Source organism: Micromonospora profundi (genome assembly GCF_011927785.1).
GTDB classification, from domain to species: Bacteria; Actinomycetota; Actinomycetes; order Mycobacteriales; family Micromonosporaceae; genus Micromonospora; species Micromonospora profundi.
In genome coordinates this window covers 45,919-70,299 of sequence record NZ_JAATJK010000001.1, presented here as the reverse complement: position 1 = coordinate 70,299, position 24,381 = coordinate 45,919, and the positions used below count along the sequence as shown (strand labels likewise).

The window sequence follows — 24,381 nt, the reverse complement described above, 5'->3', positions numbered from 1 at the left end:
CTCGCAGCGCCAGCTAGGCGACGAGCCAGGCGACGACGGCCACCAGGAGCACGACGACCGCAGCCACACCGATGATCAGCGGGAGGCGGGACGGTGACTCCGTCGACCCGGCGGCCTCCGGCGTCTGGGTGAACGCGCGGAACGCCTCGGTGTTGCCGCTGGGGTCCGTGTAGTTCTCAGCCATGCCGGTGACAGTAGCGAAGACGGCGTCGGCGTACCGTCCCGCCCACTCCGTCGGCCCGTGTCGACCCGGCCGGCGGAGTCGACCCACCCGGGTGGCGGTGCAGCCGGGCCGGACGGCGGGCTCGCGGCGCACCCTCTGCCACCTACGGTGAAGCCATGGGGGCGGGGCGGCTGATCGCCGTACTTGTGGTGTCGGCTCTGTTGGCTGGCTGCGCGCCTGCCACCGCCGCGCCGGGCGGGTCCAGCATCCCGGCGCCGGCGCGTCGGGCGCCCGAGGGGTCGTACGCCGTCGGCGTGCGTACGTTCACCCTCGATGCGCGCTCGGCGCGTCCCCTGCCGGTGACCATCTGGTACCCGTCGTCGACCGGCAACGTGGCCCCCGGGCGGTTCCCGGTGGTGATCTACAGCCACGGTCTGTACAGCCGGCCCGAGTTGCACGCCGGGCTGACCACCCGGTGGGCGGCGGCCGGATTCGTGGTTGCCGCCCCCGCTTACCCGCACACCCGACAGGGAGCCGCCCGGTTCACCCGGGCCGATGTCCGCAACCAGCCCGCCGACGGCTGGCGGCTCATCCGGCACCTGAGCCGCCTCGACAGCGAGCCCACCGATCCGCTCGCCGGCCACCTGGACCTCGCGTCGATCGCCGCCGCCGGGCACTCCGCGGGCGGCTTCACCACGAGCGGCATGTTCGCCGAGGGCCACCCCGCCCGGCTGCGCTCCGGCATCGTGATCGCCGGCGGCGGACTGCCCGGCAGCTTCGCCGGGCCCGTCGCTCCGCTGCTCTTCGTGCACGGTACGGCTGACCAGGTGGTGCCGCTGACTGTCGGCCGGGCCGCGTACGCGCGCGTACCGGGGCCGGCCGCGTTCCTCAGCCTGCTCGGTCAGGGCCACGGCGAATACCTGACACCGGGCAACCCGGGGTTCGCGGCGGTCCTCGCCACCACAATCGACTTCCTCCGCTGGACCCTCTACGGCGACCGGGCAGCGGGAGCACGCCTGCCCGTCGGCGCCCGCACGCCCCTGACCCGCTACGAGTCCCGTCCGCCCCACTGACACCAACACCCCGGCTCGCGAACCGGTTACACGGCCACCTGGCCGGTCGATGTGGCGTCGTCCCCGCCCTGGCGTTCGGCGTTGCCATCCTGGTCGAGCAGGTCCTCGTACACGCCGATCTTGAAGGTGATCAGGTCGAGGCACTGGGCGAGCCGGCCCATCTGGCCGGTGACGCGCTCGTGGTGCTCGCGCAGGAGCGCGAGCCGCTCGCGCTCATTGCCGACGCCGTCGCGGACGAGGTCGGCGTACCGCCGGAGCGCGGGCAGCGGCATGCCCGAGGCGCGGAGAATGATGCAGACGGTCAGCCAGTCCACGTCGTCCTGGCTGTAGACGCGACGTCCGCCGGGGCCGCGGCGTATGGGGCTGACGAAGACGCCCTCCTGCTCGTAGAAGCGCAGTGCGTGCACGCTCAGACCGGTGCGCTCGGCGACCTGGCCGATGCTCAGAATCGCGGGGACGTCAGCCATGTCGTGCAGGGTAACGAGGGTTGACCTAGAGCCGACTCTAGCTCCTAGGGTGCCAGGTGATCATCAATGAATCGCCAGAGGAGCATCGCCATGCGCTACCGCACCCTCGGCGGCACCGGCATCGAGGTGAGCACCCACTGCCTCGGGACCATGATGTTCGGTGCCGTCGGCAACCCCGACCACGACGACTGCGTCCGCATCGTCCACACAGCCCTGGATGAGGGCATCAACTTCGTGGACACCGCCGACATGTACGGCCAGGGCGAGTCCGAGCAGATCGTCGGGAAGGCACTGCGAGGGCGGCGCGACGACGTCGTACTCGCCACCAAGGTGCACTTTCCGATGGGCGAGGGGCGCAACCGCGGTGGGAACTCGCGACGGTGGATCCTCACGGCGGTCGAGGAGAGCCTCCGGCGTCTGGACACCGACTGGATCGACCTCTACCAGATCCACCGCCCCGACCCCCGCACCGACATCGAGGAGACGCTCTCGGTGCTCACCGACCTCGTACGCCAGGGCAAGATCCGCGCCTTCGGCTGCTCGACGTTCCCGGCCGAGGAGATCGTCGAGGCGCACCACGTCTCCGAGCGTCGCGGCCTTGGCCGGCTGCGCACCGAGCAACCGCCGTACTCGATCCTGGCCCGGGGAGTCGAGGCCTCGCTCCTGCCGGTCTGCCAGCGCTACGGCATGGGGGTGCTGGTCTGGAGCCCTCTCGCCTTCGGGTTCCTCACCGGCAGATACCGCAAGGACCAACCCGTCGACCTGTCGACCGGGCGTGCCGTCCTGCGCCCGGCGCAGTTCGATCCCACGATCGCCGAGAACACCGCCAAGCTCGACATCGTCGAACATCTCGTCGACCTCGCCGCACAGGTCGGCTGCACGCTGCCGCAGCTCGCCATCGCCTTCACTGTGGCCCATCCCGCCGTCACCTCGGCGATCATCGGGCCACGGACCACCGGGCAACTGGAGGATCTGCTCAAGGGCGCCGCGCTCACCCTCGACGACGCCGTCCTCGATCGGATCGACGAGATCGTGCCGCCCGGAACCAACAGGTACAACCCCAACGCCGCCTTCCCACCGCCCGCACTTACCGACACCGCACGCCGACGGCGACCACTCGCCGAACGCGCCGCAGCGTGAGGTGGGTGGGTGACGGAGTCGGCACAGCGCGCCCAACCCGGTGACCCCGGCAGGGCACAATTGGCCTCATGTCTCGTCGCGTCACTGCCACACTGCTGGCCACCACTCTGCTCATGGCCGGTCTGGTCGGCTGCTCCTCGGACGCCCCGGAGACCGAGAGCGCGCCGGCGCCGGCCACGCCACCGCCCGCCGCCAGCGCCACACCGACACCGCAGGTCCCCGCCGGGACCGCGCCGGAGACCGCCTTCGCCGTCGGCGTACGCCAGCTGAAGCTGAACCGGGACGGCCGTGCGCTGCCGGTCACGCTCTGGTACCCGGCGGCCGGGAAGGCCGGCGGCGCGGCGAAGCGGTCCGCGACGGCCGCCCAGGGCCGTTTCCCTGTGGTGATGTTCAGTCACGGCCTCACGGGCCACCCGGACGACTACGCCCCACTGCTGACCCGGTGGGTGGCGGCCGGTTTCGTCGTGGCCGCTCCGATCTTTCCGCACACCTCGCGGGGCAGCGACGGCAAGCTCGTCGACGTGCTCAACCAGCCGGCCGACGTGTCGTACGCGCTGACCCAGGTTCTCAACCTGGACGCCAAGGCCGGCGACGGCCTGCGCGGCAGGCTCGCCACCGACCGGGTGGCGGCGGCCGGCCACTCGGCCGGCGGGGTGACCACCATCGGCCTCTTCACCGGCGCCCGGGACGAGCGGCTGGACGCCGGGGTCGTGTTCGCCGGTACGGCCGTCGGCGTGGGCACCGCCTTCGCGGGCGCCGCCGCCCCGCAGTTGTTCGTGCACGGCGAGTTGGACGAGGTCGTCGACTACGCGGCAGGCAAGGCCGTCTACGACAAGGTGCCCTGGCCGAAGGCGCTGCTGAGCCTGCCCAAGGGCGACCACGGTCGGGGGCTGCTCGGCAACGTCAAGACGCTGCGGGTCGTCTCGGACACGTCAATCGAGTTCCTCCGCTGGTCGCTGTACGGCGACGCCGCTGCCAAGGAACGCCTCTCCACAGGTGCCGAGCGCGGCGACCTGGCGACCTTCGACGACCACCTCTGAGCACTGCCGCCCCGCGTTGCGCCCGCGCCGGGCAGCGCACGGGACAGCAGCGCGTCAGGCCGTGTGGTCGATGACGATCTTGCCGAAGGCCTCTCCGGAGTGCAGGCGGGCGAAGGCGTCCTCGACCCTGCTGAACGGCACCACGCTGTCCACCACCGGGCGCACCTCGTTCTCGGCGCAGAACGCCAGCAGCTCGTACAGCTCACCGGGGGTGCCCATCGAGGTGCCCAGGATCTCCAGCTGCATGGCGAAGACGCGCCGGAGGTTGATCGACGGCTGGTGTCCGGCCGTCGCGCCGGACACCACGATCCGGGCCGTCGGCGCTGCCGACTTCAGCGAGTGGTCGAAGGTGGCAGCGCCGACCGTCTCGATCACCACGTCGACCCGCTCCGGGAGCCGGGCACCCGGTTCGAAGGCGGTCGCGCCGAGTGCGGTGATCCGCTCCCGCTTGCCGGCGTCGCGGCTGGTCGCGTACACCCGCTTGCCCATCGCGACGGCGAGCGCGACGGCCGCGGTGGCGACGCCACCGCCCGCGCCCTGGACCAGCACGCTGTCCGCGTCCGCGACACGGCCCTTGGTGGTGAGCATCCGCCACGCGGTCAGCCAGGCCGTGGGCAGGCACGCCGCATCGGTCGCCGCCAGGCCCTCGGGCAGCGGGATCAGATTCGACCGGGGTACGGCCACCCGCTCGGCGAGCGTCCCGGCGAAGTGCTCGGAGAGGATTGACACGCCGCGCGGGTCACCCGGGGTGACGACCACCGGGTAGACGACGACCTCGTTGCCTTCGGGGTCCACTGCGACCGCGTCGCAGCCGAGGATCATCGGTAGCTGGGCCTCGGTGAGCCCCACCCCGCGCAGCGACCAGAGGTCGTGGTGGTTGAGCGAGCTGGCCCGGACCTGCACCGTCACCCAGTCGTCCTCCGGGTGGGTCGGCTCGGGTCGCTCACCGACGGTGAGCGCGGCGAGGGGATCGGCGTCGTCGAGTCGGGAGGCAAAGGCGGCACGCATGATCGGCACGGTAACAAGCTGAGCGGCCGTTAAGAAGGGCCCTTCCCACGCCCGGTGCGTGAGAAAGACCCTTCTCCTCTGACGTGGGTCAGCAGCTCACCGGCGGGCGACGCCGTCACGACGGGCCGCCTCGGCGACGGCTTCGGCGACGGCCGGCGCGACACGCGGGTCCAGCGGCGACGGGACGATCGCGTCGGCGGTCAGCGACTCGGCCACCACGCCGGCGATGGCGTCGGCGGCGGCGACCTTCATCCCCTCGGTGATCCGGGTGGCCCGCGCGTCCAGCGCGCCGCGGAACACACCGGGGAAGGCAAGCACGTTGTTGATCTGGTTGGGGTAGTCGCTGCGCCCGGTCGCGACCACCGCGACGTGCCGGGCGGCCACGTCGGGGTGCACCTCCGGAGTCGGGTTGGCCAGCGCGAACACGATCCCGTCGGGTGCCATCCCGGCGACCGCGGCCTCCGGGATCTGGCCGCCGGAGACGCCTATCAACACGTCCGCGCCACGCAGCGCCTCGGTGATGTCGCCGTGCCGGCCAGCAGCGTTCGTGATCGCCGCCAGCTCGGCCTTGGTGCCGGTCAGCTCGGTGCGGTGCCGGCCGATGATCCCCTTGGAGTCGCAGACGACCACCTGGTCGGGGTTGACGCCACCGGCGATCAGCATCTTGGTCACGGCGACGCCGGCGGCGCCCGCGCCGCTCACCGCCACCCGCAGGTCGCCGAGCTTGCGGTCGAGCAGGCTGGCGGCGTTACGAAGCGCGGCGAGCACCACGATCGCGGTGCCGTGCTGGTCGTCGTGGAAGACCGGGATGTCAAGCGCCTCGTCCAGCCGCCGCTCCACCTCGAAGCAGCGCGGCGCGCTGATGTCCTCCAGGTTGATTCCGCCGAACGAGGGTGCCAGCGCCTTCACCACCGCGACGATCTCGTCCACGTCCTGGGTGTCCAGGCAGATCGGCACCGCGTCCACACCGGCGAACTGCTTGAACAGCACCGCCTTGCCCTCCATCACCGGCAGCGAGGCACGCGGGCCGATGTTGCCGAGCCCGAGCACCGCCGAACCGTCGGTGACCACTGCCACCGCGTGCGACACCCACGTGTAGTCGTCGGCCAGGTCGGGGTCAGCCGCGATCGCCTCACATACCCGGGCAACACCAGGGGTGTACGCGAGGGACAGGTCCTCGCGGCTGGTGAGTGGCACCGTCGAGGCGACGGCCATCTTGCCGCCCACGTGCAACTGGAAGACGGGATCAGCGGGGTCCACGGTGGACGAAGACATGGTGGTGACTCCAGGATCTGGCGAACAGATGGGGCGGCCGGGCCTCGCCGCGAGGTGGGCAGCGAGCGTGGCGCGCGGTGCGGGGGGTCACCCGGGCACTTTGCGAGCATAGTGTCGACACCGCCGCCCCGATGTGAGCAGGGTCATAAAGGGTGACGGGACACCCGTCCGGGACGCGGCCAGTAGCGGGCCACCACCCTCCCCCGCACGTCGGCCACCCCGTACGCCCGGGAGTCGTCGGTGACCAGGTCGTTGTCCCCGCGCAGCCACCAACCGCCGTCCTGCGGCCGGACCGCCCGCTTCACCACCAGCAGCTCGGGGCGCGTCCGGAACACCGCGACCACCACGTCACCGGGACGAACAGGGCGGCCTCCCGGCCGGACCAGCACCGCGTCACCGTGCCGCAGCGTCGGGGCCATGGAGGGCCCGGTCACCAGGACAGCGGTCAGCGGCCACCGCAGCCGGGGAGCTTCCGCTGGTTGATCGGCGCGCACTGGTTTCACCTCCAGCCCGCTCGGGGAGCAATCCCAGGAGTAATGTCGCCTTTGATCATCGCAAACCTGCCATGGAGGATCCCGATGCGACTTTCCCGCATCCTTGCGCCCCGCGTCACCGCGAGCGCTCACTGCGACCTGCCGTGCGGCGTCTACGACCCGGCTCAGGCTCGGATCGAGGCCGAGTCGGTCAAAATGATCTGCGAGAAGTACCAGGCGAACACCGACCCGGAGTTCCGCACCCGGGCGGTCATCATCAAGGAGCAGCGCGCCGAGCTGGTCAAGCACCACCTGTGGGTGCTGTGGACCGACTACTTCAAGGCGCCCCACTTCGAGAAGTACCCGAACCTGCACACCCTGTTCAACGAGGCCACCAAGCTCGCTGGCGCCGGTGGCGTCAAGGGCAGTCTGGACCCGGCCACCGCCGACCAGCTGCTCGCGAAGATCGACGAGATCTCGAAGATCTTCTGGGAGACCAAGAAGGCGTGACGTCTCCCGTCATTCCGACGATCCGGCCGGCACGTCCCGAGGACGTGCCGGCCGTCGTCGCTATGGTGCACGAGTTGGCGGAGTACGAACGCGCGCCCGACGAGTGCCACCTCACCACCGACCAGCTGACCTCGGCCCTGTTCGGCGCGGCCCCCGCCCTCTTCGGCCACGTCGCGGTGGACGAGCAGGACGTACCGGTCGGCTTCGCCCTGTGGTTCCTCAACTTCTCCACCTGGGCCGGGGTGCACGGCATCTACCTTGAGGACCTGTACGTCCGACCGGCCGCCCGGGGCACCGGCGCGGGCCGCCTGCTGCTCGCCACCCTTGCCGACATCTGCGTTCAGCGGGGCTACCGGCGGTTGGAATGGTGGATGATCGACTGGAACCCGGCGGCCGGCTTCTACGCCTCGATCGGCGCCGAACAGATGAGTGAGTGGGTCCCCTACCGACTCAGTGGTGACGCGCTGAACGACCTGGCCGCCCAAGTGCGAGCCGTCGCGGCGCGCCCGAACCATTGACCGGGTAGAGTCCCCGACCGGGGGGATGAGGCGTGACTCAACTGACCGGCCAGCCAGCGACCGACGACGACGTGGTGCACCTCACCGTGCCCGCCGACGGCGGTTACCTCGGCGTGCTCCGCACCGCCACCGCCGGCCTCGCGGCCCGGTTGCAGTTCGCGCTCGACGAGATCGAGGATCTGCGGATCGCTGTCGACGAGGCGTGCGCCATGCTGCTCGCCATCGCCACCCGGGATGCCGAGCTTGAGTGCCGGTTCTCGGTGACCGACGACGCCCTGACCGTCGAGGTGACGGTGCCGACAGTGCGAGGTGCCACGCTGCCCGGCGAGTCGTCGTTCGCCTGGAAGGTGCTCACCGCTCTCACCACCTCGGCGGCTGCCACGGCCGCCGACGGCCGGGCGACGATCTCGTTGCTCACCCGCCGCTCCAGCGCCCTCTGACCAGTTCGTCACGCGCGCGGTAGCCCGGGCCGCTGACTCGGCATTCCGCTCGCCCGGCGGTCGTCTCCGCCGGCGTTTGTCACTCGAAGCCGAGGGCTCGCGTTGTCGGAGGGCTCACCAGAAGCCAGGCGATGCCGAGACCGAGCGCCATGAGCGGCACGCCCAGCCAGCCCAGGCCGGCCTGGATCATGAACCATCCGATCGGCAGCAGCATCAACTGGAGCACGATCGCGGGGGCGCGTGCGCCGGCCCGGCGGCGCAGCAGCGCGCGGCCCAGCGCCCAGAGCGCGACAGCCCCGCCGATGGCGAACGCCGTCACCAACAACGCCGACGCGAGGTCGGTGGTGGTGGCGGTGATGTCGGCCCAGACCAGCCACGCGGCGATCAGCCCGACGGCGACCGCCTCCGCCCACAGCAGCCGAACCGCCCAGCGGAGTGTGACGGGAATCGGAGCCGAGTCGATGGTCACGCGCGCCACGATACCTGGGCTACCGGAAGGTACAGTGCCGCCCATGCGGGCCGTCCTGGTGGTCAATCCGAAGGCCACCACTACCAGCGAACGCAGCCGGGACGTGCTTGTCCGAGCGCTGCGCAGCGAAGTCGACCTCAGTGTGCGCTACACCCGCCGCCGCGGGCACGGCATGACGCTGGCGCGTGAGGCCGCCGCCGAGGGGGTCGGCCTCGTCGTCACCCTCGGTGGCGACGGCACGGTGAACGAGGTGGTGAACGGCCTCATGGCGGCCGAACCACCAGCGGGTCCGCCGGGTGCTTCGATGGCCGACCGGCTGCCCGCGCTGGCCACCGTTCCGGGCGGCTCGACAAACGTGTTCGCCCGCGCGTTGGGCCTGCCCCGGGAGTGGCCGGAGGCGACCAGCATGATCCTCGAAGGACTGCGCCTGGGCCGGCAGCGGACGGTCGGGCTGGGTCTCGCCGACGACCGCTACTTCACCTTCTGCGCCGGGTTCGGGCTGGACGCCGCCGTGATCCATCGGGTGGAGCAGGCTCGACGGCGGGGGCGCGTCTCCACGCCGGGGCTCTACCTTCGCTCGATCATGAACCAGTATTTCCTCGCCTCGGACCGGCGGCATCCGGCCATCAGCCTGGAGCGCCCCGGTGAGCCGGTGGAGGACGAGCTGGCGACAGTCATCATCCAGAACACGGCCCCGTGGACGTACCTGGGTGAGCGGGAAGTCAACCCGAACCCGGACGCGTCGTTCGACCTCGGGCTGGATGTACTGGCACTGCGTCAGCTCCGTGTGGCTAGCACAACACGGACAGTGACTCAATTCCTGTCCCGGAAGCCGGATCGCACCGGCCGACAGGTGTTACGACTGCATGACACTGCGGAGTTCACGCTGCTCTCCAGCCGTCCCCAGGCGTTCCAGCTGGACGGCGACTATCTTGGCGAGCGGGAGAAAGTCAGATTCACATCCATTCCCGCCGCACTGAGAGTAATCTACTAGGTCTCGGGTACTGCCCTAGGTCGACGCGGGCCACCGCAACCGCGACGGCGGCCACCGCCACACCGAGGGGCAGGTGCCGGAAATGTCAGCAATGTCACGCGGACTGTACTATATTGATCCACGACTGTGGCACGGCGGGTAACCAGGAAGGTGCTGGAACCCGGACAAATGTGTTGTGGGCTTGCTCACCGCACGGAGTTTTTCCGAGCGTCACCCTTGACATCACGAGTGTTCGTGAAAGTATTCACAAGCGAACTTGAGTTACCGGGACATTGCGCGGATACGCTCGGCAGGCCGAGCTGTTCCAGCAGGTCCCCGGACTAACTGCCTGCTCACGCATTGCCGAATGGCCAGACGCGAACAGTCACCATCGGCATTGCGTATGCATATAGGGAAAAGCACTACCAGCAATACATTGCCACCCATCCAGAATGAGGAGTGTTGCCGCCATGGACTGGCGTCACCATGCTGTCTGCCGCGACGAGGACCCGGAGCTGTTCTTCCCGATTGGGACGTCCGGACCGGCTCTCCTGCAGGTCGAGCAGGCCAAGGCCGTCTGCAGGCGCTGCTCCGTGACCGACCAGTGCCTGCAGTGGGCGCTCGAGTCGGGTCAGGACGCCGGCGTCTGGGGCGGGATGAGCGAAGAGGAACGGCGGGCCGTCAAGCGGCGCGGCGGCCTCCGGGTGCTGCGCGCTCACTCCGCCTGATTTCCCAACGACAAAAGCTGTACGCCCCAGCGGGTCCGCCCGATGGGGCGTACAGCTTTTTGACCCGTCAGACAGTTGGCGATAGGCCACTGTGTTCATCGACCCGTCGCAATACCAAACCGGCCAACTCCGGGGCGTCGGTCAACGGGGTGGCCACCGTCACCGCACCGGCCGCCAGAGCCGCCTTGGCCACCGCGTCGTAGAACAGGCCGGGCGCCAGGAAGTACGCGGCGACCGCCACCCGGCTGGCACCGGCCTCCCGCAGCCGCGACACCGCCGCATCTGTCGCCGGTGGAGCCGCCGAGGCGTACGACACACGGCAGGGCATCCCGAAATCCGCGCTGAGCGCGTCCGCCACCCGCCCCACCGAGCCACGCGCCCGCGCGTCCCTGGTGCCGGCGGCGGCCAGCACCAGCGCGTCGAAACGGCCCGGACCCACTTGACCGAGCCGACGGCGCAATCCGGCCAGCAGCAACGGATCCACAGCCCCGCCCGCGGGGCCGAGCACGTCGGTCACGCGGACCGCGAGGGTGGGCGCCGCCCGCGTCGCGGCGGCGACGGCCGCGGGGATGTCCACCCGGCGGTGGTACGCGGCGGTCAGCAGCAGCGGCACCACCACCGCGCGCCGGTGACCGGCCGCAGCCAGCCCTCGCAACACCTCGGTCGGACCGGGCTCGGTGTGGTCCAGCCAGCTCGACAGGACCTGAAGGCCGGGCCGGGCCGCCGACACCGCCCGGGCCAGCGCTCGGGTGGCCTCGGCGGCTCGTGGATCACGGCTGCCGTGGGCGACAAGCACCACGGGCGGCGCCCCGCCGGCCAGTGTCGCGCCGGTCGGGGTCGCCGAAACGGAGGTCAGACGTGCAGCCCGCACTCGGTCTTCTCGAACATGGCCCACCGGCCGGCCCGTGGGTCCTCACCGGCCTTGGTACGCCGGGTGCACGGCCAGCAGCCGATCGACCCGTACCCCTGCTTGAACAGCTCGTTGACCGGGACGTTGAAGCGGGCGATGTAGGAATCCACATCCGCCTGCGACCAGGCCGCGATCGGGTTGACCTTTACCTTTCCGCGCCGCGAGTCGAAGGTCACGACCGGAGTGTTGGCGCGCGTCGGCGACTCGTCCCGGCGCAGACCGGCGGCCCAGGCGTCGTACCCGGACAGGGCGCGCTCCAACGGCTCCACCTTGCGCAGCTGGCAGCAGTCGTCCGGTGACTTGTTGAACAGTCGCGGGCCGTACTGACCGTCCTGCTGGCCCACTGTGAGCCGGGGCCGGATCGACCTGACGTTCACCGGTAGCGTCCGGGCCACCTCGTCGCGCACCCGGAGCGTCTCCGGGAAATGCAGGCCGGTGTCGAGGAAGACCACGTCCACGCCCGGGGCGACCCGGGACACCAGGTGAGCCAGCACGGCGTCCGCCATCGAGCTGGTCACACAGAACCGGCCGCCGAAGGTCTGCGCCGCCCAGCGGGCGATCTCCAGCGCCGGGGCGCCCTCCAGATCCCGAGCGGCCTGCTCGGCGAGTGTGCGCAACTCCTCGGGGCTACGACGGGTCGGGTCGGCCGGCGTCGGCCCGCCGGGGCCGACAAGGCCCAGGCCGGCGGCGGAGACGAGGCTCATCGGGTCACTGCCCGCGACAGCAGGCCGGTGAACTTCACCGCGAAGACCCGGGTGCAGGCGTGGCACTCCCAGGCGCCGTGCCCCGACTCGTGCGGCCGCAGGTCTTCCTCGCCGCAGTACGGGCAGTACAGAGGTGCCGCTCGGTTCTCGCTGCTCACCGCAGTTCCTCCTCGTCGACTCTGATCACCCAGTTGGCGAAAGTCTCGCCAGTGCTCCGGCCAGCCAGGTAGCGGCGGGCCAGCCGTTCCACGTACTCCGGAAGCTCGTCGGCGGTGGTCTTCAGACCCCGCAGCTTGCGGCCGAACCCGGCGGTCTGCCCCTGCGCCATGCCCAGGCCGCCGCCCAGGTGCACCTGGAAGCCCTCCACCTGCCGGCCGTCCGGGCCGACCACCAGCTGGCCCTTGAGGCCGATGTCGGCCACCTGCGTACGCGCGCACGCGTTCGGGCAGCCGTTGATGTGGATCGAGATGTCGGCGTCGAAGTCGCGCAGCCGCTGCTCCAGCCGGGCCACCAGCTCCTCGCCGCGGGCCTTGGTCTCGACGATTGCCAACTTGCAGTACTCGATGCCGGTGCACGCCATGGTGCCGCGCCGCCAGGCCGACGGCCGCGCCTCCAGGCCGATCCCGCGCAGGGCGTCGACAAGCGACTCCGTCCGCTCCGACGGCACGTCGAGCACCAGCAGCTTCTGGTACGGGGTGAGCCGCACCCGGTCGCTGCCGTGCGCCTCGACGACGTCGGCCAGTTGGGCGAGCTGCCCGCCGGACACCCGCCCGACCACCGGGGCGGCACCCACGTAGTGCCGCCCGTCGGCCTGCTCGTGCACGCCCACGTGATCGACCGGCTTCGACGGCAGAACGGGCGCCGGACCGTCGAGCAGCGTGCGACCCAGGTATTCCTTCTCCAGCACCTCGCGGAAGCGCTCCACGCCCCAGTCGGCCACCAGGAACTTCAGCCGGGCCCGGTTACGCAGCCGGCGGTAGCCGTAGTCGCGGAAGATCCCCACCACCCCGGCCCACACGTCCGGCACCTCGGCCAGCGGCACCCAGACGCCGAGGCGCTGGGCGAGCATCGGATTTGTGGAGAGCCCGCCGCCGACCCAGACGTCGAAGCCCGGGCCGTGCTCGGGGTGGTCGACGCCGAGGAAGGCGATGTCGTTCGACTCGTACGGGGTGTCGACAAGCCAGGAGATCGACGTCTTGAACTTGCGGGGCAGGTTGGAGAACTGCTTGTCACCGACGTACCGGGAGACGATCTCGTCGATCGCCGGGGTCGGGTCGAGCACCTCCTCGCGGGCCACACCGGCGACCGGGCTGCCCAGCACGATCCGGGGGCAGTCGCCGCACGCCTCGGTGGTCTGGAGACCGACCGACTCCAGCCGACGCCAGATCTCCGGCATGTCCTCGACCCGGATCCAGTGGTACTGGATGTTCTGCCTGTCGGTGATGTCGGCGGTGTCCCGGGCGAACTCCCGCGAGATGTCCGCGATCACCCGCAGTTGCGCCAGGCTGAGCTGCCCGCCGTCGATGCGGACCCGGAGCATGAAGAACTCGTCCTCCAGCTCGTGCGGCTCCAGCACTGCGGTGCGCCCACCGTCGATGCCGGCCTTGCGCTGCGTGTAGAGGCCCCACCAGCGGAACCGGCCACGCAGGTCCTGCGGGTCGATGGAGGCGAAGCCGCGGTGCGCGTAGATGGTCTCGATGCGGGCCCGGACGTTGAGCGGGTCGTCGTCCTTCTTGATGCGCTCGTTGGGGTTGAGCGGCTCGCGGTGGCCGAGCGCCCACTGACCCTCACCCCGGGGCTTGCGCGGCGCCCGGGCCGGGCGTGCCGTCGAATCTCCGGAACGGGCCGGGATGCTGCTGACCGCCATCGCGGCGTCCTCCGTTGTCTGCTGTGCCTCGGGGTACGCGGGCGCGACGGCCGGCCCGGCGAGCGGGCGGGACAACGGTGTCTGAGACAGCCGGCGCGGAGCGCGCCCGAGACAGATGGGTCGGGCGTCGTCAGTAGGCCGGACAGATCGCGCTGCGCACGCGGCCGTAATCGACGTGGCGGCGAGCCACGAAGCGGCGGACGACAGCGGCGGTCATGGGCTCATGCTGCCACACCCGATGGGGGCCGGCCAATGTCCGCGTGTGGGATCCCACATCACGGACCGAGACGCCTCCACTACCCCGCGATCTTGCACTTACTGACGCGACATAAGAGGCGCTCCACTCATATCGGCGACCGAAAGTGCAAGATCGACGCGGGTTGGTGGGGCGACATCGGCGTGGCTGTTGCGGGCTGAGCTCGTGGGGCGGTTGCGCGTGGCAGGCTCGAGGCTGTGGGCGGATTGTCCGAGGAGTCGACCAAGGGCCTACCGGTCTGGCTTCCTCCGGCGCTGCTGACCCTGGCGGTGACAGTGACGGGGCTGGGGTCGGCGCAGCTCTGGCGCGACGAGCTGGCCACCTGGAGCGCCGCCACCCGGTCCCCCGGCGAGCTGGCTCGGCTGGCGGGCACCATCGACGCCGCCACCGGCCCGTACTACCTGCTGATGCACGGCTGGGTCGCTGTCTTCGGTGACTCCACGGTCGCCCTGCGCGTGCCAGCCGTCCTGGCGATGACTGTCGCCGCCGGGCTGCTCGCCGTACTCGGGGAGCGGTTGGTCGACAGGCGCACAGGTCTCTTCGCCGGGCTGCTGTTCGCTGTGCTTCCCGGCACCTCCCGCTACGGTCAGGAAGCCCGCCCGTACGCCCTGGCCACCGCGCTCGCGGTGCTCGCGACCCTGCTGCTTGTGACAGCGCTGCGACGGCCGGGCTGGGCACGGTGGGCCGGGTACGCCGCAGCCGTGGCCGCCCTCGGGCTCACCCACCTGATAGCGCTCACCCTGCTGGCCGCGCACGCGTTGGTCGTGCTGATCACCTGGTGGAGAGGCCCCGCCGCAGCCGGCATCGCCGCACCGGTCGCCGGGCCCGCGCCGGACTGCAGGCCGGCACCGGTCGCCGCGCCCGCGCCGGGCGGCGAGCCGGTACCGGTCGGCAGGCCGCCCGGGGTGATCGGAGGACCCGGCGGTCGGGACCGACGGCTGTGGCGGTGGGTGGTGGCCCTGGTGCCGGCCGCGCTGGTGGTGACTCCCCTGCTGCTGCGCGCCCGCACGCAACGCTCCCGGCAGTTGAGCTGGGTCGCCCCGGCCCGGCTGGACGACCTGAGCGCGCTGCCCGGTGGTGTGGCCCAGAGCAGCGTGGTGGGTGGCCTGGTGGTCGGGGTCGCCGCGCTCGGGGCGGCCCGGCTCGGGCGGCGCGCCCTGCTGCCGGTGAGCGCGCTGCTCCTGCCCGTCGCGCTGCTCTTCGCCGCCGGTGCGGTCGTACCGCTGTGGGTGCCTCGGTACCTGGTCTTCGTGGTGCCCTTCGCCTGCCTGCTGGCCGGCGCGGCGCTGGCCGGCGTGTCCGCGCCGGCCGCGCTGGCCGTGGTGGTCGTGGCCGGCCTGCTCGGCCTGCCCGATCAGACCGCGCTGCGGCGCACCCACGAGTGGCCCCGCAGCGTCCCGGTGGACTACGCGGGGGCGGCACGGGTGATCGCCGACGGCCAGCGGCCTGGCGACGCGGTGGTCTACTCACCCCGGGACAGTTGGCTGTTCCTCGATCTGGGCATCGGGTACCACCTCGACGACCCACCACGGGACGTCCTGGTCACCGAGGACGAGGTCCGTCGCGGCGACCTCTGGGCGGCCGAGTGCGCGCAGCCGGCGCAGTGCCTCGACGGCACGTCACGGGTCTGGCTGGTCGTCGCCGGGCGGCGTGCCGAGCCCCTGGCCGGCATACAGGGCCCCAAGGGCGACGCGCTGCGCGCGGACTTCACAGTCGCGCAGGTCTGGCAACGCCCCGGCCTGACCGTCGCCCTCCTGACCCGCCGCACAGCCTCCTGACCCGCCGCACAGCCTCCTGACCGATGACGCCGCTCGGCGTCAGACCTGTGAGCGCCCGTCGGGGGCGCTGCGGGCCAGCGGGACGACAAGCAACGCCTCGGTGCCTCCGTTGGCGCCGGCCCGGAGCTCGATGGTGCCGCGCAGTTCCCCGGTGACCAGGGCCCGGACGATCTGGAGGCCGAGCCGGCTGGCGCGCTCCGCGTCGAAGTCCGGCGGCAGCCCGCGCCCGTTGTCGGTCACCGACACGTGCAGCATCTTGCGGAACCGGTGCGCCGAAACCACCACCTCCGGCCGCCCGGACACGTCGGCGGTCGACACCCCGGCGGGACCGGCGTCGGTCTCGTCGGCGGTCTCGTCGGCCGGCGGGAAGCCGTGCTCGACAGCGTTGAGCAGCAGTTCGTTGAGGACCATCACCAGTGAGGTGGCGATCTCCGCCGGCAGCACGCCGAAGCTGCCCTGGCGGCGCATGCCGACGCTCACCTCGGTGGCGGCGACCTCGGTGGCGGCGCTGGCCACGCGGTCGACGATGCCGTCGAACTCGACCGCCTCGTCGCTGGACATGGACAGCGTCTCGTGCACCAGAGCGATCGAGGCGACCCGGCGGACCGACTCCTCCAGGGCGACACGCGCCTCGGGCATGGCTACCCGGCGAGCCTGCAACCGCAACAGCGCGGCGACAGTCTGGAGGTTGTTCTTCACCCGGTGGTGGATCTCCCGGATGGTGGCGTCCTTGGTGATCAGCGCCCGGTCCCGGCGGCGTACCTCGGTGATGTCCCGGACCAGCACGAGCGCCCCGATCGGCACCCCGGCGGGCATCAGCGGCAGCGCGCGGGTCAGCATCGTGGCCCCACGGGCGTCGATCTCCCGCCGGGGCGGTGCCTCGCCGCGTAGTGCGGCCAGGATGCCGTTCGCGGCTTCGGTGCCGTCGAGCGGGTCGCCGGCCAGTCGCCGGTGCAGCACGGCCAGGTCCTCGCCCACCAGGTGGGAGGCGTAGCCCAACCGCCGGTACGCGGACTGGGCGTTCGGGCTGGCGTAGGTCACCTTCCCGCCGGCGTCCAGCCGGACGAGACCGTCACCGACGCGCGGCGCGGAGGTGGTCTCCCCCGGGTGCCGGGGCGGCGGGAAGGTGCCGTCCGCGATCATCTGGGCCAGGTCGTCGGCCGTTGTCAGGTAGTTGAGTTCCAACTGGCTGGGCGTACGCGCGGTGGAAAGGTTGGTGTCCCGGCCCACCACGGCGATCACGTCGCCGGCCTCACCCTCGGCGGTACGCAGCCGGACCGGGATCGCCTCGTGCCGAGCCGGTACGTCGCCGTACCAGACCGGGTCACCCTCCCGCCAGATCCGCCCCTGGGAGTACGCGACCCCCAGATGCGCCACCTCGGGCCCGCCGATGATCCGCCCCACCTGGTCGTCCTGGTACGCGGTGGGAGCGGTCGTCGGACGGACCTGGGCGACGCAGAGGAACGTGCCGTCGGCGTCGACCGGCACCCAGAGCAGCAGGTCAGCGAAGGACAGGTCGGACAGCAGCTGCCAGTCGCCGGCGATCCGGTGCAGGTGGTCGATGTCGGCCGGTCGGAGATGGGTGTGCTCCTCGGCGAGGTCGCGCAACGTGGACACGGTGACCAGCCTGCCACGCCGCGCCTCACATCGTCGCGGTGACCTTCTTCAACCCGCGCGGCGCGTCCGGATCCTCGCCCCGGGCCAGCGCCAACGACAACGCCAACCGCTGCAACGGCAGGATGTCCAGCAGCGGCGCGTACCGCTCGTCGACCTCGGGGACGGCGAGCCGGGTGGCGCCCGGCACGTCGGCGGAGCCGACCACCACGACATCCGCGCGGCGCTCACCGAGGCGGGGCAGCACCTCACCCATCGACCGGCCGCCAGGGCCGGACCCGACCACGGCGAGCACCGGGACCTCCGGGTCGGTCATCGCGAGCGGGCCGTGCAGCAGGTCGGCGCCGGAGAACGCGAGCGCCGGCAGGTACGAGGTCTCCATCAGCTTCAGCGCGGCCTCGCGGGCGGTCGGGTACGCGTACCCGCGGCCGGTGGTGACCAGTTGCTGCGCGAACCGGTAGCGCGGTGCGAGCTGGGCCGGGGTGTCGTCGGCGAGGGTCCGGGCGGCCAGTTCGGGCAGCGCGGCGAGCGCCTCCCGTTCGGCGGCCGGGAGCACGCCGTCGCCGGCCCGGATGCCCTCCACAAGCATGAGCAGGGCGAGCAGCTCGGCGGTGTACGTCTTGGTGGCGGCGACCGCCCGCTCGTGCCCGGCGGCGATGTCGATACTCAGCTCGGCCGTCTCGGTCAGCGGCGAACCGGGGGCGTTCGTCACAGCGAGGGTGAGCGCACCGGAGGCGCGTGCGGCGCGCAGCACCTCGCTCAGGTCGGGTGAGCCGCCGCTCTGGCTGACGCCGACGACGAGCGCGTCGGACAGGTCGGGGCGGGCGCCGAACAAGGTGACCGCGCTCGGCGACGCGAGCCCGGCGGGCAGTCCGAGCCGGATCTCGGTCAGGTACGCCCCGTAGAGGGCAGCGTGGTCGGAGGTGCCCCGGGCGGTGAAGACCACGTGTCGTGGACGCCGCTCGGCGACCACTGCCGCGACCCGGGCGATCGCCTCGGCGTTGACGGTGGAGAGCAGGCGCTCGTAGCCGTCCGGCTGCTCATCGATGTCGGCGGTCATCCCGGCCCCTGCACGTGTCACGAACACTCCCCTCATGCGCGGTTGCCGCGCGTTTCCTGCTCAGTCTTGCACGTTTGCTTCGGTCAGAGCAATTGATCGAGCATGAGTGCGCAGGTGATCACCTAAACTCCTCAATATCAACTACGCTGTGCGGGCTGTTTCGCTGCGACGAGAGGACGACGTGCCCGAGGGAAGGGACGACCCCGCGCTTTCCGCGACGGAGGAGCTGGCCCTGGCCCGGCTGGCACTTGACGAGGGCGACCTACGCCACGCCGCCGACCACCTCGCCAGCGCGCTGGCGCGGGCACCCACGCTGCCCGAAGTACACGAAACGCTGGCCCGGCTGGCCGCGGCCGACGGCGGCGGGCTCGACCTCTTTCCGATCACCCACCACACCTTCGTCGGCGCCGTCGTGGCCCGGGCACACCTGCTTGCCGCCGCCGGCCGCCCCGCGGAAGGGCTGGAACTGCTGGCCGCCGCCACCGGCCACGCACCCGGGGCACAGTGGGCCGGCGTGCCGTGGGTGACCGCGTCCGAACTGGTCGAGCGGCTGGACCCGGAGCACATCGCCCGGGTCCTCATGCAGGTCTGCGCCGCGCTGCCCGACCCGGTGCCCCGCGCCGGCCGGAACGCCCTCAGCCCCTACCTCACGCTGGCCCGCAACGCCGCCACCGTCCACCCGGAGCACGGCCTTCTGCTGGGCGCGGCGTCCGCGCTGGCCCGGCGGCTCGGCGAGGTCCCGCTGGCGATCCGCTGGGCCAGCCGAGGAGTACGGTTCCAGCCGTCGAAGATGGGCGAGGTCTGGCTCGGGTACGCGTACCGCAGCGCGGGCCGGACCCGCGACGCCCTCGCCGCGCTCTACCGGGCCGTCGAGTTGGACCCCGACGACCTGGCCATCTACGCCGACATCGCGGGCACCCTGGCCGACACCGGCCGGCTCGACGAGGCGCTGGAATGGACCGAGCGGGCGCTGGCCCGCGACCCGTCGTTCGACTGCGCTGTGCACACGGCGCACCGCCTGCGGCACCTGCGCGACGGCGACCTGTCCCACCTCGTCGCGCTCGCCGACTTCATCCGTGACCACCCGGACGACAGTCACGAGCACGGCGACCTCGCCCAGTGCTGCCGGGGCCGCCCCTGGCTCGGGCAGTTGACACCGGCCGGCGGTCCGCTCGTCGACGCGCTGCGCCAGGCGGTCGCCGACGACGACAACGGTCTCGGCAGCGCCGTACGCCTCACGGCGGTAGCCCCGCCGAGCGCCCTGCGGACGGCCACGTCGGTGGCGCCCGGGCTGCGGATCGAGGTGACGGGCACACCGGAGCCCGACCCGCGCGAGCCCCGGCGGGCGTCCGCCCAGCGGCTGTGGAACTTCGCGGAGAACGTACCGACGCCAGCCGTGCCGGCACCCTCGGCGGCGGCGGTCGAGCGCATCGGCCAGGTGGCCCATCCGGCCTGGCCCCATCCACCGGCCGCCTACGACGCGGCGGTGGGCCTGGCCGGGCTCGATGTCGGCGACCTGCTCGGGCTGCTTGTGCACCCGCCAGCGGCACCGGCCAACGCGCTGGGCCGGCTGCTGGCCGCCCAGGACCCGTCGATCTGGGTACGCGGTGTGCAGGTGTGGGCCTGCCTGGGCCTGCTGCACCACCGCACCGACGAGCCGTGGGAGGAGTCGACAAGGCGTCGGGTGCTGCTGGACCTCGTCTGGGGCGTGGAGGACTGGGTCACCGAGGCCGCGATGTTCGCCCTGGTCACCGCCGCGTGGGTGGATCCCGACGTACGGCCGGACGTGGCAGGGGTGGTCGCTGAGCGGCTGGCCGACGTGGCAGCCGTGACCCAGGCCCGGCCAGTGCCGATAGCGGTTTCACTTGCCCACCTGGCGCTGGCCGCCCCGGAGTTGGACGCCGAAACGGCGTCGCTGGCAACCAAGCTGATAGGCGACCTGGCCACCCCGCAGCTCCCGCGCCCCCGCAATCCGCTACGCCGCCTCTGGCAACGCCTGGTAACCCACCGCCGCCGCTAGCTCCCCCGCACCCGTCCCCCCTCGCGATCTTGCACTTGCTGTCGCCGACTTGCCGGGAGTGCGGTTTTTGTCGGGGCACAAAGTGCAAGATCGCGAGGGCATGAGGGCGCGGTTACGCGACTGGGGCTTTGCCGAGGGCTGCCTCGGCTTCTTCCTCGGGAGTGGCCTGCGGCGCCTCGTTGGCGGTACGCAGCGGGATCTCCTTGATGAACCAGGCGAGCACCGGGATCACGACGGTGAACAGCACCGCCCAGAGGAACACGTGTGAGATCGCGTCGGCGAGGCCGCCGAGCACCAACTCACGCGCCTGGGCGGGCAACTCCCTGAGCTTCGCGATGTCCATACCGCCGCCGGCCTCACCACCGAAGGCCGCGCCCGCGCCGGAGTCGGCGAGCCGACTGGCGAAGATCGCGCCGAACAGCGAGATGCCGAACGAGCCGCCGATCGACCGGAAGAAGGTGGCCGCGCCGCTGGCCGCGCCGAGGTCCTTCTGCTCCACGCTGTTCTGCGCGATAAGCATGGAAGTCTGCATGAGGAAGCCCATGCCGGCGCCCAGCACGACCATGTACAGCGAGGACTGCAACTTGCTGGTGTCGGTGTCGAGCATGGCCAACAGCCCCATGCCCGTGGCCATCACCACCCCACCGATGATCGGGTACGCCCGGTACCTGCCGGTCTTCGTGATCGCCCGCCCGACGACAAGCGAGACGACGAGCATGCCGAACATCAGCGGCAGCAGCAGCAGACCACTGTTCGTCGCCGAGGCGCCCTGCACGGTCTGCTGATAGAGCGGCAGGAAGTTCATCGCGCCGAACATCGCGAACCCCAGCAGGAAACCGATGAGCGAGATCAGTGCGAAGTTGCGGTTGGCGAAGAGCGCCAGCGGGAGGATCGGCTCCGGCACCCGGCGCTCGACCAGGCCGAACGCCACAAGCGCCACGAGCCCCAGCGCGGCCAGGCCGAGGATCTGCGGCGAGGTCCAGTCGTACTCGTTGCCGCCCCAGGTGGTGATCAGCACGATCGAGGTGATGCCGACCGAGAGCAGCCCGGCGCCGAACCAGTCGATCCGGTGCTCGGTGCGGTACTTCGGCAGGTGCATCGTGGTGATCAGCAGAACCAGTGCCACGCCGCCCAGCGGCAGGTTGACGTAGAACGCCCAGCGCCAGGAGAGGTGGTCGGTGATGAAGCCGCCGACAAGCGGACCGGCGACCATGGCGATGGCCATGATGCCCGCGATCATGCCCTGGTAGCGCCCACGCTCGCGGGGCGGAACCAGGTCACCGATGATCGCCATCACGCCGACCATGAGGCCGCCGGCGCCGAGGCCCTGCACGGCCCGGAAGGCGATGAGCTGCACCATGCCGTCCTGCGGGCCGCCCAGCATCGCGGAGCCGGCCATGCCGCAGAGGGCCGAGCCGAGCAGGAAGATGCCGACCGAGGTCAGGAAGACCGACTTGCGGCCGTACAGGTCACCGAGCTTTCCCCAGATCGGGGTCGAGACGGTGGTGCCCAGGACGTACGCGGTGACGACCCAGGTGAAGTGGTTGAGGCCGCCGAACTCACCGACGATCCTCGGGAGCGCGGTGCTGACGATCATGTTGTCGAGCATCGCGAGCATCATCGCGATCATCAGCCCGAATAAGACGACCCGGACGTTGGGTCGTGCGCTGGTCTCGGTCCTCTGGCTCATCGGTAAGCTCCCCCGAAGTGCTCGCCTAACTTACTTGCCGACCGGTCAGTCAGCTTACTAGCCGGACGGTGAGTTGGGTGCCAGCTAGGGTCAAGTGATTTGGAGAGTCATGGTGAGGGAGAGCACAGGCGGCACCCGGGAACGCATCAAGGCCGTCGCGTTGGAGCTCTTCACCGAGCAGGGGTACGAGAAGACGTCACTGCGCGAGATCGCCGAGCGCCTCAACGTCACAAAGGCCGCGCTCTACTACCACTTCAAGAGCAAGGACGACATCGTCGCCAGCTTCGTCGAGGAGCGGCTGGAGCGGATGGACGCGCTGATCGCCTGGGCCGATGAGCAGCCCGCGACCCTCGACACCCGGCGCGAGCTGATCTCCCGGTACGCCGACACGATGTTCGGCGGCGAGCAGCCGTCGGTGATGCGTTTCTTCGAGCAGAACCAGACAGTGCTGAAGAGCGTTGCCGCCGGCCAGCAGCTGCGGAGCCGGATGATGCGTCTGGCCTACGCGCTCTGCCGGGGCGACGACTCCCCCACCGCTCAACTGCGCGCGGCGCTGTCGCTGTTCGCGGTGCACAGCAGTTGGTTCGCGGTCCGTACGCCGGACATCACCAACGACGAGCGCCGACGGATCGCCCTGGAAGTCGCCGACGAACTGCTGGCCAGCATCAGCGAACAACCCGACCCGGGCGCGGCCCAGCAAGCGACCCGCAGCACTGAACCGCCCGGTTAGAGCGGGTGAATCAGCTGCGGCGGAGATCGAGGCGCAGGCCGAGAAGGTCGACGCCCGGCAGCGGCGACCAGTCCTTCTCGGGCACCCGGACGAAGCCCAGCCGCTCGTAGAGCCGATGCGCCGGTGCGGCCATCCCGGCGCGTACGCAGATCAGGACCGCCGTGCAGCCCAACTCGGTCGCACGGTCGACGCACGCCTGAGCCAGCACCGCGCCGACACCACGGCCCTGGGCCGCCGGGTCGACAGCCAGCATGCGGAATTCCGCCTCGCCCGGCCCGGCCAACTCGGCGAAGCGGGTCCCCGGAAGCACGAACGTCACCGAGCCGAGCACCGCACCCGTCGCCTCGTCCACGGCGACCAGCACCTCGCCGCTGTCCGCCCGGGTCGACACGTCGGCAAGCACATCGCCGTACCCGTGCTCGCCCTTGAGCTGCCCGTCCGCCTCGTACGCGGCCACTGTCAGTCGGGCCACCGCCGGGAAGTCGGACGCCTCGGCGGGCCGGACCCGCAGGCCGGTCAACCGATCACCGCGATGAGATCGCCGTCCTGCACGACGTCGCCCTCGTTGACGGCGAGCTGCTGGACCACACCGTCGGACTCGGCGATGACGGGGATCTCCATCTTCATCGACTCGAGGATCACCAAGGTGTCGCCCTCGGCGACCGTGTCGCCCGTCGACGCGACGACCTTCCAGACGTTCGCCACCATCTCGGCGCGGATCTCCTCGGCCATGTCCACGGCCCTCCCTTTTCGCGATGTGCCTGCCGACGTATCCAATCACGGGAGGGTCTGGCGTGGGTGTCGAGCGGCGCTGCCCGCATGCCGGACAGCCCCGGGGGAAGGCCCCGGAGGTCGACCGCACTACCATCAGCGGGTCGGACCCTACGCCGGGCGGCCGGTGGGTGCACCGGCGCGAGGCCGCGCGCGACACGGATCCGACCCATCACGAGGAGGTCAGCATGGCGAAGAAGTCCCGCAAGAAGAAGGCCCGCAAGAAGAGCGCCGCGAACCACGGCAAGCGTCCCAACTCCTGAACGTGCCGACGGGTCGACGGCCCGTCGTCGGTCAGACCAACCCGGCGGACGCCGGGTATGCCGGTGGCCCGGGTCGATATCGACCCGGGCCACCGCTTTACGTTCGATCCGGTACGCCGACCACTGGTCGGCCGGTCCGGTAGGGCCGACGGTCAGTCGGCCAGCTCGCGGGAGTCGGTGGTCTCGAAGACCACCAGCTCGGTGAGCTTCACGCGCAGCCGCTCCCGCAACTGGTCCGGGGCGGTCTCGTTGCCGCAGCACCGAGCCACCAGCGCCCGCACCTCCTGCTCCAGGCCGTACTCGCGCAGGCATGGCCCGCACTCGTCGAGGTGGTGCCGGATCAGCAGGCGCCGCTCGTCGGCGCACTCCAGATCCAGGTAGAGGTAGACCTCCGCGAGCACCTCACGGCAGTCCGTCTCGTGTGGCTTCCCACAGCTCACG

General features: G+C 71.2%; 28 protein-coding genes. 12 read left to right on the top strand and 16 right to left on the bottom strand.

The window, feature by feature from the left end; all coding sequences use genetic code 11:
- Nucleotides 1–13: 13 nt before the first annotated feature.
- Nucleotides 14–316 carry a hypothetical protein gene (locus F4558_RS00355; RefSeq protein ID WP_053660258.1) on the bottom strand — a complete coding sequence of 101 codons (303 nt, stop codon included), beginning with the start codon at nt 314–316 and terminating at the stop codon, nt 14–16.
- A 23-nt stretch (nt 317–339) separates the two neighbouring features.
- Here F4558_RS00355 and F4558_RS00350 point away from each other — a divergent pair, with 23 nt between their 5' ends.
- Complete coding sequence (locus tag F4558_RS00350) at nt 340–1,236, top strand: alpha/beta hydrolase family protein (RefSeq protein WP_053660261.1); 897 nt, start codon at nt 340–342, stop codon at nt 1,234–1,236.
- Nucleotides 1,237–1,262: 26 nt separating this feature from the next.
- Here the strand turns inward: F4558_RS00350 and F4558_RS00345 are convergent, their stop codons facing one another.
- On the bottom strand, nt 1,263–1,703 hold the full coding sequence (locus tag F4558_RS00345) for a MerR family transcriptional regulator (RefSeq protein ID WP_053660263.1): 441 nt from the start codon (nt 1,701–1,703) through the stop codon (nt 1,263–1,265).
- Nucleotides 1,704–1,793: 90 nt separating this feature from the next.
- On the opposite strand from F4558_RS00345, the gene F4558_RS00340 reads away from it, so the two are divergent.
- A complete protein-coding gene (locus F4558_RS00340; protein ID WP_167947140.1) occupies nt 1,794–2,843 on the top strand; it encodes an aldo/keto reductase in 1,050 nt (349 codons plus the stop codon).
- A 68-nt stretch (nt 2,844–2,911) separates the two neighbouring features.
- On the top strand, nt 2,912–3,883 hold the full coding sequence (locus F4558_RS00335; RefSeq protein ID WP_082377694.1) for an alpha/beta hydrolase family protein: 972 nt from the start codon (nt 2,912–2,914) through the stop codon (nt 3,881–3,883).
- Nucleotides 3,884–3,937: 54 nt separating this feature from the next.
- Here F4558_RS00335 and F4558_RS00330 read toward each other — a convergent pair whose 3' ends face one another.
- The 3 genes from F4558_RS00330 to F4558_RS00320 all read right to left on the bottom strand — a co-directional run bounded on the left by F4558_RS00330 (nt 3,938) and on the right by F4558_RS00320 (nt 6,660).
- Nucleotides 3,938–4,900 carry a zinc-binding dehydrogenase gene (locus F4558_RS00330; RefSeq protein WP_053660268.1) on the bottom strand — a complete coding sequence of 321 codons (963 nt, stop codon included), beginning with the start codon at nt 4,898–4,900 and terminating at the stop codon, nt 3,938–3,940.
- Between the two features lie 87 nt (nt 4,901–4,987).
- On the bottom strand, nt 4,988–6,166 hold the full coding sequence (locus F4558_RS00325; protein ID WP_167942876.1) for an NAD(P)-dependent malic enzyme: 1,179 nt from the start codon (nt 6,164–6,166) through the stop codon (nt 4,988–4,990).
- A 143-nt stretch (nt 6,167–6,309) separates the two neighbouring features.
- Nucleotides 6,310–6,660, bottom strand: coding sequence for a S24/S26 family peptidase (locus F4558_RS00320; RefSeq protein WP_053660272.1), 351 nt, complete (start codon nt 6,658–6,660; stop codon nt 6,310–6,312).
- An 84-nt stretch (nt 6,661–6,744) separates the two neighbouring features.
- Here F4558_RS00320 and sodN point away from each other — a divergent pair, with 84 nt between their 5' ends.
- Genes sodN through F4558_RS00305 form a run of 3 tightly spaced genes read left to right on the top strand, consistent with a single transcriptional unit; the run spans nt 6,745 to nt 8,107 of the window.
- On the top strand, nt 6,745–7,149 hold the full coding sequence (sodN, locus tag F4558_RS00315; RefSeq protein WP_053660274.1) for a superoxide dismutase, Ni: 405 nt from the start codon (nt 6,745–6,747) through the stop codon (nt 7,147–7,149).
- The gene (locus F4558_RS00310) at nt 7,146–7,667 is read left to right on the top strand and encodes a GNAT family N-acetyltransferase (protein WP_167942875.1); all 522 of its coding nucleotides are present in this window, start codon (nt 7,146–7,148) and stop codon (nt 7,665–7,667) included. The genes sodN and F4558_RS00310 overlap by 4 nt, the downstream gene beginning before the upstream one ends.
- Nucleotides 7,668–7,699: 32 nt before the next feature.
- Nucleotides 7,700–8,107 carry an ATP-binding protein gene (locus F4558_RS00305; RefSeq protein WP_053660278.1) on the top strand — a complete coding sequence of 136 codons (408 nt, stop codon included), beginning with the start codon at nt 7,700–7,702 and terminating at the stop codon, nt 8,105–8,107.
- Nucleotides 8,108–8,186: 79 nt separating this feature from the next.
- Here F4558_RS00305 and F4558_RS00300 read toward each other — a convergent pair whose 3' ends face one another.
- The gene (locus F4558_RS00300) at nt 8,187–8,576 is read right to left on the bottom strand and encodes a hypothetical protein (protein ID WP_053660280.1); all 390 of its coding nucleotides are present in this window, start codon (nt 8,574–8,576) and stop codon (nt 8,187–8,189) included.
- Between the two features lie 43 nt (nt 8,577–8,619).
- Between F4558_RS00300 and F4558_RS00295 the strand changes: the two genes are divergently transcribed.
- Nucleotides 8,620–9,570 (top strand): diacylglycerol/lipid kinase family protein, encoded by a 951-nt coding sequence (locus F4558_RS00295; RefSeq protein ID WP_053660282.1) that lies wholly within the window; start codon nt 8,620–8,622, stop codon nt 9,568–9,570.
- Nucleotides 9,571–10,019: 449 nt separating this feature from the next.
- Complete coding sequence (locus tag F4558_RS00290; protein WP_007072794.1) at nt 10,020–10,277, top strand: WhiB family transcriptional regulator; 258 nt, start codon at nt 10,020–10,022, stop codon at nt 10,275–10,277.
- 67 nt (nt 10,278–10,344) lie between these two features.
- Here the strand turns inward: F4558_RS00290 and F4558_RS00285 are convergent, their stop codons facing one another.
- From F4558_RS00285 to F4558_RS00270, 4 genes are read right to left on the bottom strand one after another with little or no spacing between them, the layout of a single operon-like run.
- Complete coding sequence (locus tag F4558_RS00285; RefSeq protein ID WP_053660592.1) at nt 10,345–11,097, bottom strand: sirohydrochlorin chelatase; 753 nt, start codon at nt 11,095–11,097, stop codon at nt 10,345–10,347.
- 32 nt (nt 11,098–11,129) lie between these two features.
- Complete coding sequence (locus F4558_RS00280; protein WP_167942874.1) at nt 11,130–11,891, bottom strand: phosphoadenylyl-sulfate reductase; 762 nt, start codon at nt 11,889–11,891, stop codon at nt 11,130–11,132.
- Nucleotides 11,888–12,049 (bottom strand): hypothetical protein, encoded by a 162-nt coding sequence (locus F4558_RS00275; RefSeq protein WP_167942873.1) that lies wholly within the window; start codon nt 12,047–12,049, stop codon nt 11,888–11,890. Before F4558_RS00275 ends, F4558_RS00280 begins: the two co-directional genes overlap by 4 nt.
- Nucleotides 12,046–13,758 (bottom strand): nitrite/sulfite reductase, encoded by a 1,713-nt coding sequence (locus F4558_RS00270; RefSeq protein ID WP_053660594.1) that lies wholly within the window; start codon nt 13,756–13,758, stop codon nt 12,046–12,048. The genes F4558_RS00275 and F4558_RS00270 overlap by 4 nt, the downstream gene beginning before the upstream one ends.
- Before the next feature lie 462 nt (nt 13,759–14,220).
- Here F4558_RS00270 and F4558_RS00265 point away from each other — a divergent pair, with 462 nt between their 5' ends.
- Nucleotides 14,221–15,792, top strand: a complete 1,572-nt coding sequence (locus tag F4558_RS00265) for a glycosyltransferase family 39 protein (protein WP_167947138.1) — start codon at nt 14,221–14,223, stop codon at nt 15,790–15,792.
- Between the two features lie 39 nt (nt 15,793–15,831).
- Here the strand turns inward: F4558_RS00265 and F4558_RS00260 are convergent, their stop codons facing one another.
- Nucleotides 15,832–17,409, bottom strand: a complete 1,578-nt coding sequence (locus tag F4558_RS00260; protein ID WP_053660288.1) for a PAS domain-containing sensor histidine kinase — start codon at nt 17,407–17,409, stop codon at nt 15,832–15,834.
- Nucleotides 17,410–17,434: 25 nt separating this feature from the next.
- On the bottom strand, nt 17,435–18,466 hold the full coding sequence (locus F4558_RS00255) for an SIS domain-containing protein (protein ID WP_053660290.1): 1,032 nt from the start codon (nt 18,464–18,466) through the stop codon (nt 17,435–17,437).
- 181 nt (nt 18,467–18,647) lie between these two features.
- Between F4558_RS00255 and F4558_RS00250 the strand changes: the two genes are divergently transcribed.
- On the top strand, nt 18,648–20,486 hold the full coding sequence (locus F4558_RS00250; RefSeq protein WP_053660291.1) for a tetratricopeptide repeat protein: 1,839 nt from the start codon (nt 18,648–18,650) through the stop codon (nt 20,484–20,486).
- 112 nt (nt 20,487–20,598) lie between these two features.
- Here the strand turns inward: F4558_RS00250 and F4558_RS00245 are convergent, their stop codons facing one another.
- Entirely contained in the window at nt 20,599–22,176 is a 1,578-nt protein-coding gene (locus F4558_RS00245) for an MDR family MFS transporter (protein WP_167942872.1), read from the bottom strand.
- A 109-nt stretch (nt 22,177–22,285) separates the two neighbouring features.
- Here F4558_RS00245 and F4558_RS00240 point away from each other — a divergent pair, with 109 nt between their 5' ends.
- On the top strand, nt 22,286–22,906 hold the full coding sequence (locus F4558_RS00240) for a TetR/AcrR family transcriptional regulator (protein ID WP_197281650.1): 621 nt from the start codon (nt 22,286–22,288) through the stop codon (nt 22,904–22,906).
- A gap of 10 nt (nt 22,907–22,916) precedes the next feature.
- Here F4558_RS00240 and F4558_RS00235 read toward each other — a convergent pair whose 3' ends face one another.
- Together F4558_RS00235 and F4558_RS00230 are read right to left on the bottom strand one after the other, a co-directional pair.
- On the bottom strand, nt 22,917–23,426 hold the full coding sequence (locus F4558_RS00235) for a GNAT family N-acetyltransferase (protein WP_053660293.1): 510 nt from the start codon (nt 23,424–23,426) through the stop codon (nt 22,917–22,919).
- Nucleotides 23,423–23,644, bottom strand: coding sequence for a biotin/lipoyl-binding carrier protein (locus tag F4558_RS00230; RefSeq protein ID WP_197281651.1), 222 nt, complete (start codon nt 23,642–23,644; stop codon nt 23,423–23,425). The genes F4558_RS00235 and F4558_RS00230 overlap by 4 nt, the downstream gene beginning before the upstream one ends.
- Nucleotides 23,645–23,865: 221 nt before the next feature.
- Here F4558_RS00230 and F4558_RS32290 point away from each other — a divergent pair, with 221 nt between their 5' ends.
- Nucleotides 23,866–23,940, top strand: coding sequence for a 50S ribosomal protein bL37 (locus F4558_RS32290; RefSeq protein ID WP_369814844.1), 75 nt, complete (start codon nt 23,866–23,868; stop codon nt 23,938–23,940).
- A gap of 152 nt (nt 23,941–24,092) precedes the next feature.
- Here F4558_RS32290 and rsrA read toward each other — a convergent pair whose 3' ends face one another.
- The gene (rsrA, locus tag F4558_RS00225) at nt 24,093–24,380 is read right to left on the bottom strand and encodes a mycothiol system anti-sigma-R factor (RefSeq protein ID WP_053660297.1); all 288 of its coding nucleotides are present in this window, start codon (nt 24,378–24,380) and stop codon (nt 24,093–24,095) included.
- Nucleotide 24,381: the final 1 nt, after the last annotated feature.

Excerpts from the sequence above, each read along its gene's own strand:
- sodN (WP_053660274.1), top strand. The coding sequence starts at position 6,745 with ATGCGACTTTCCCGCATCCTTGCGCCCCGCGTCACCGCGAGCGCTCAC.
- F4558_RS00345 (WP_053660263.1), bottom strand. The coding sequence starts at position 1,703 with ATGGCTGACGTCCCCGCGATTCTGAGCATCGGCCAGGTCGCCGAGCGC.
- F4558_RS00340 (WP_167947140.1), top strand. The coding sequence starts at position 1,794 with ATGCGCTACCGCACCCTCGGCGGCACCGGCATCGAGGTGAGCACCCAC.
- F4558_RS00270 (WP_053660594.1), bottom strand. The coding sequence starts at position 13,758 with ATGGCGGTCAGCAGCATCCCGGCCCGTTCCGGAGATTCGACGGCACGC.
- F4558_RS00245 (WP_167942872.1), bottom strand. The coding sequence starts at position 22,176 with ATGAGCCAGAGGACCGAGACCAGCGCACGACCCAACGTCCGGGTCGTC.
- F4558_RS00325 (WP_167942876.1), bottom strand. The coding sequence starts at position 6,166 with ATGTCTTCGTCCACCGTGGACCCCGCTGATCCCGTCTTCCAGTTGCAC.
- F4558_RS00280 (WP_167942874.1), bottom strand. The coding sequence starts at position 11,891 with ATGAGCCTCGTCTCCGCCGCCGGCCTGGGCCTTGTCGGCCCCGGCGGG.
- F4558_RS00240 (WP_197281650.1), top strand. The coding sequence starts at position 22,286 with ATGGTGAGGGAGAGCACAGGCGGCACCCGGGAACGCATCAAGGCCGTC.
- F4558_RS00335 (WP_082377694.1), top strand. The coding sequence starts at position 2,912 with ATGTCTCGTCGCGTCACTGCCACACTGCTGGCCACCACTCTGCTCATG.
- F4558_RS00290 (WP_007072794.1), top strand. The coding sequence starts at position 10,020 with ATGGACTGGCGTCACCATGCTGTCTGCCGCGACGAGGACCCGGAGCTG.
- F4558_RS00295 (WP_053660282.1), top strand. The coding sequence starts at position 8,620 with ATGCGGGCCGTCCTGGTGGTCAATCCGAAGGCCACCACTACCAGCGAA.
- F4558_RS00350 (WP_053660261.1), top strand. The coding sequence starts at position 340 with ATGGGGGCGGGGCGGCTGATCGCCGTACTTGTGGTGTCGGCTCTGTTG.
- F4558_RS00255 (WP_053660290.1), bottom strand. The coding sequence starts at position 18,466 with ATGACCGCCGACATCGATGAGCAGCCGGACGGCTACGAGCGCCTGCTC.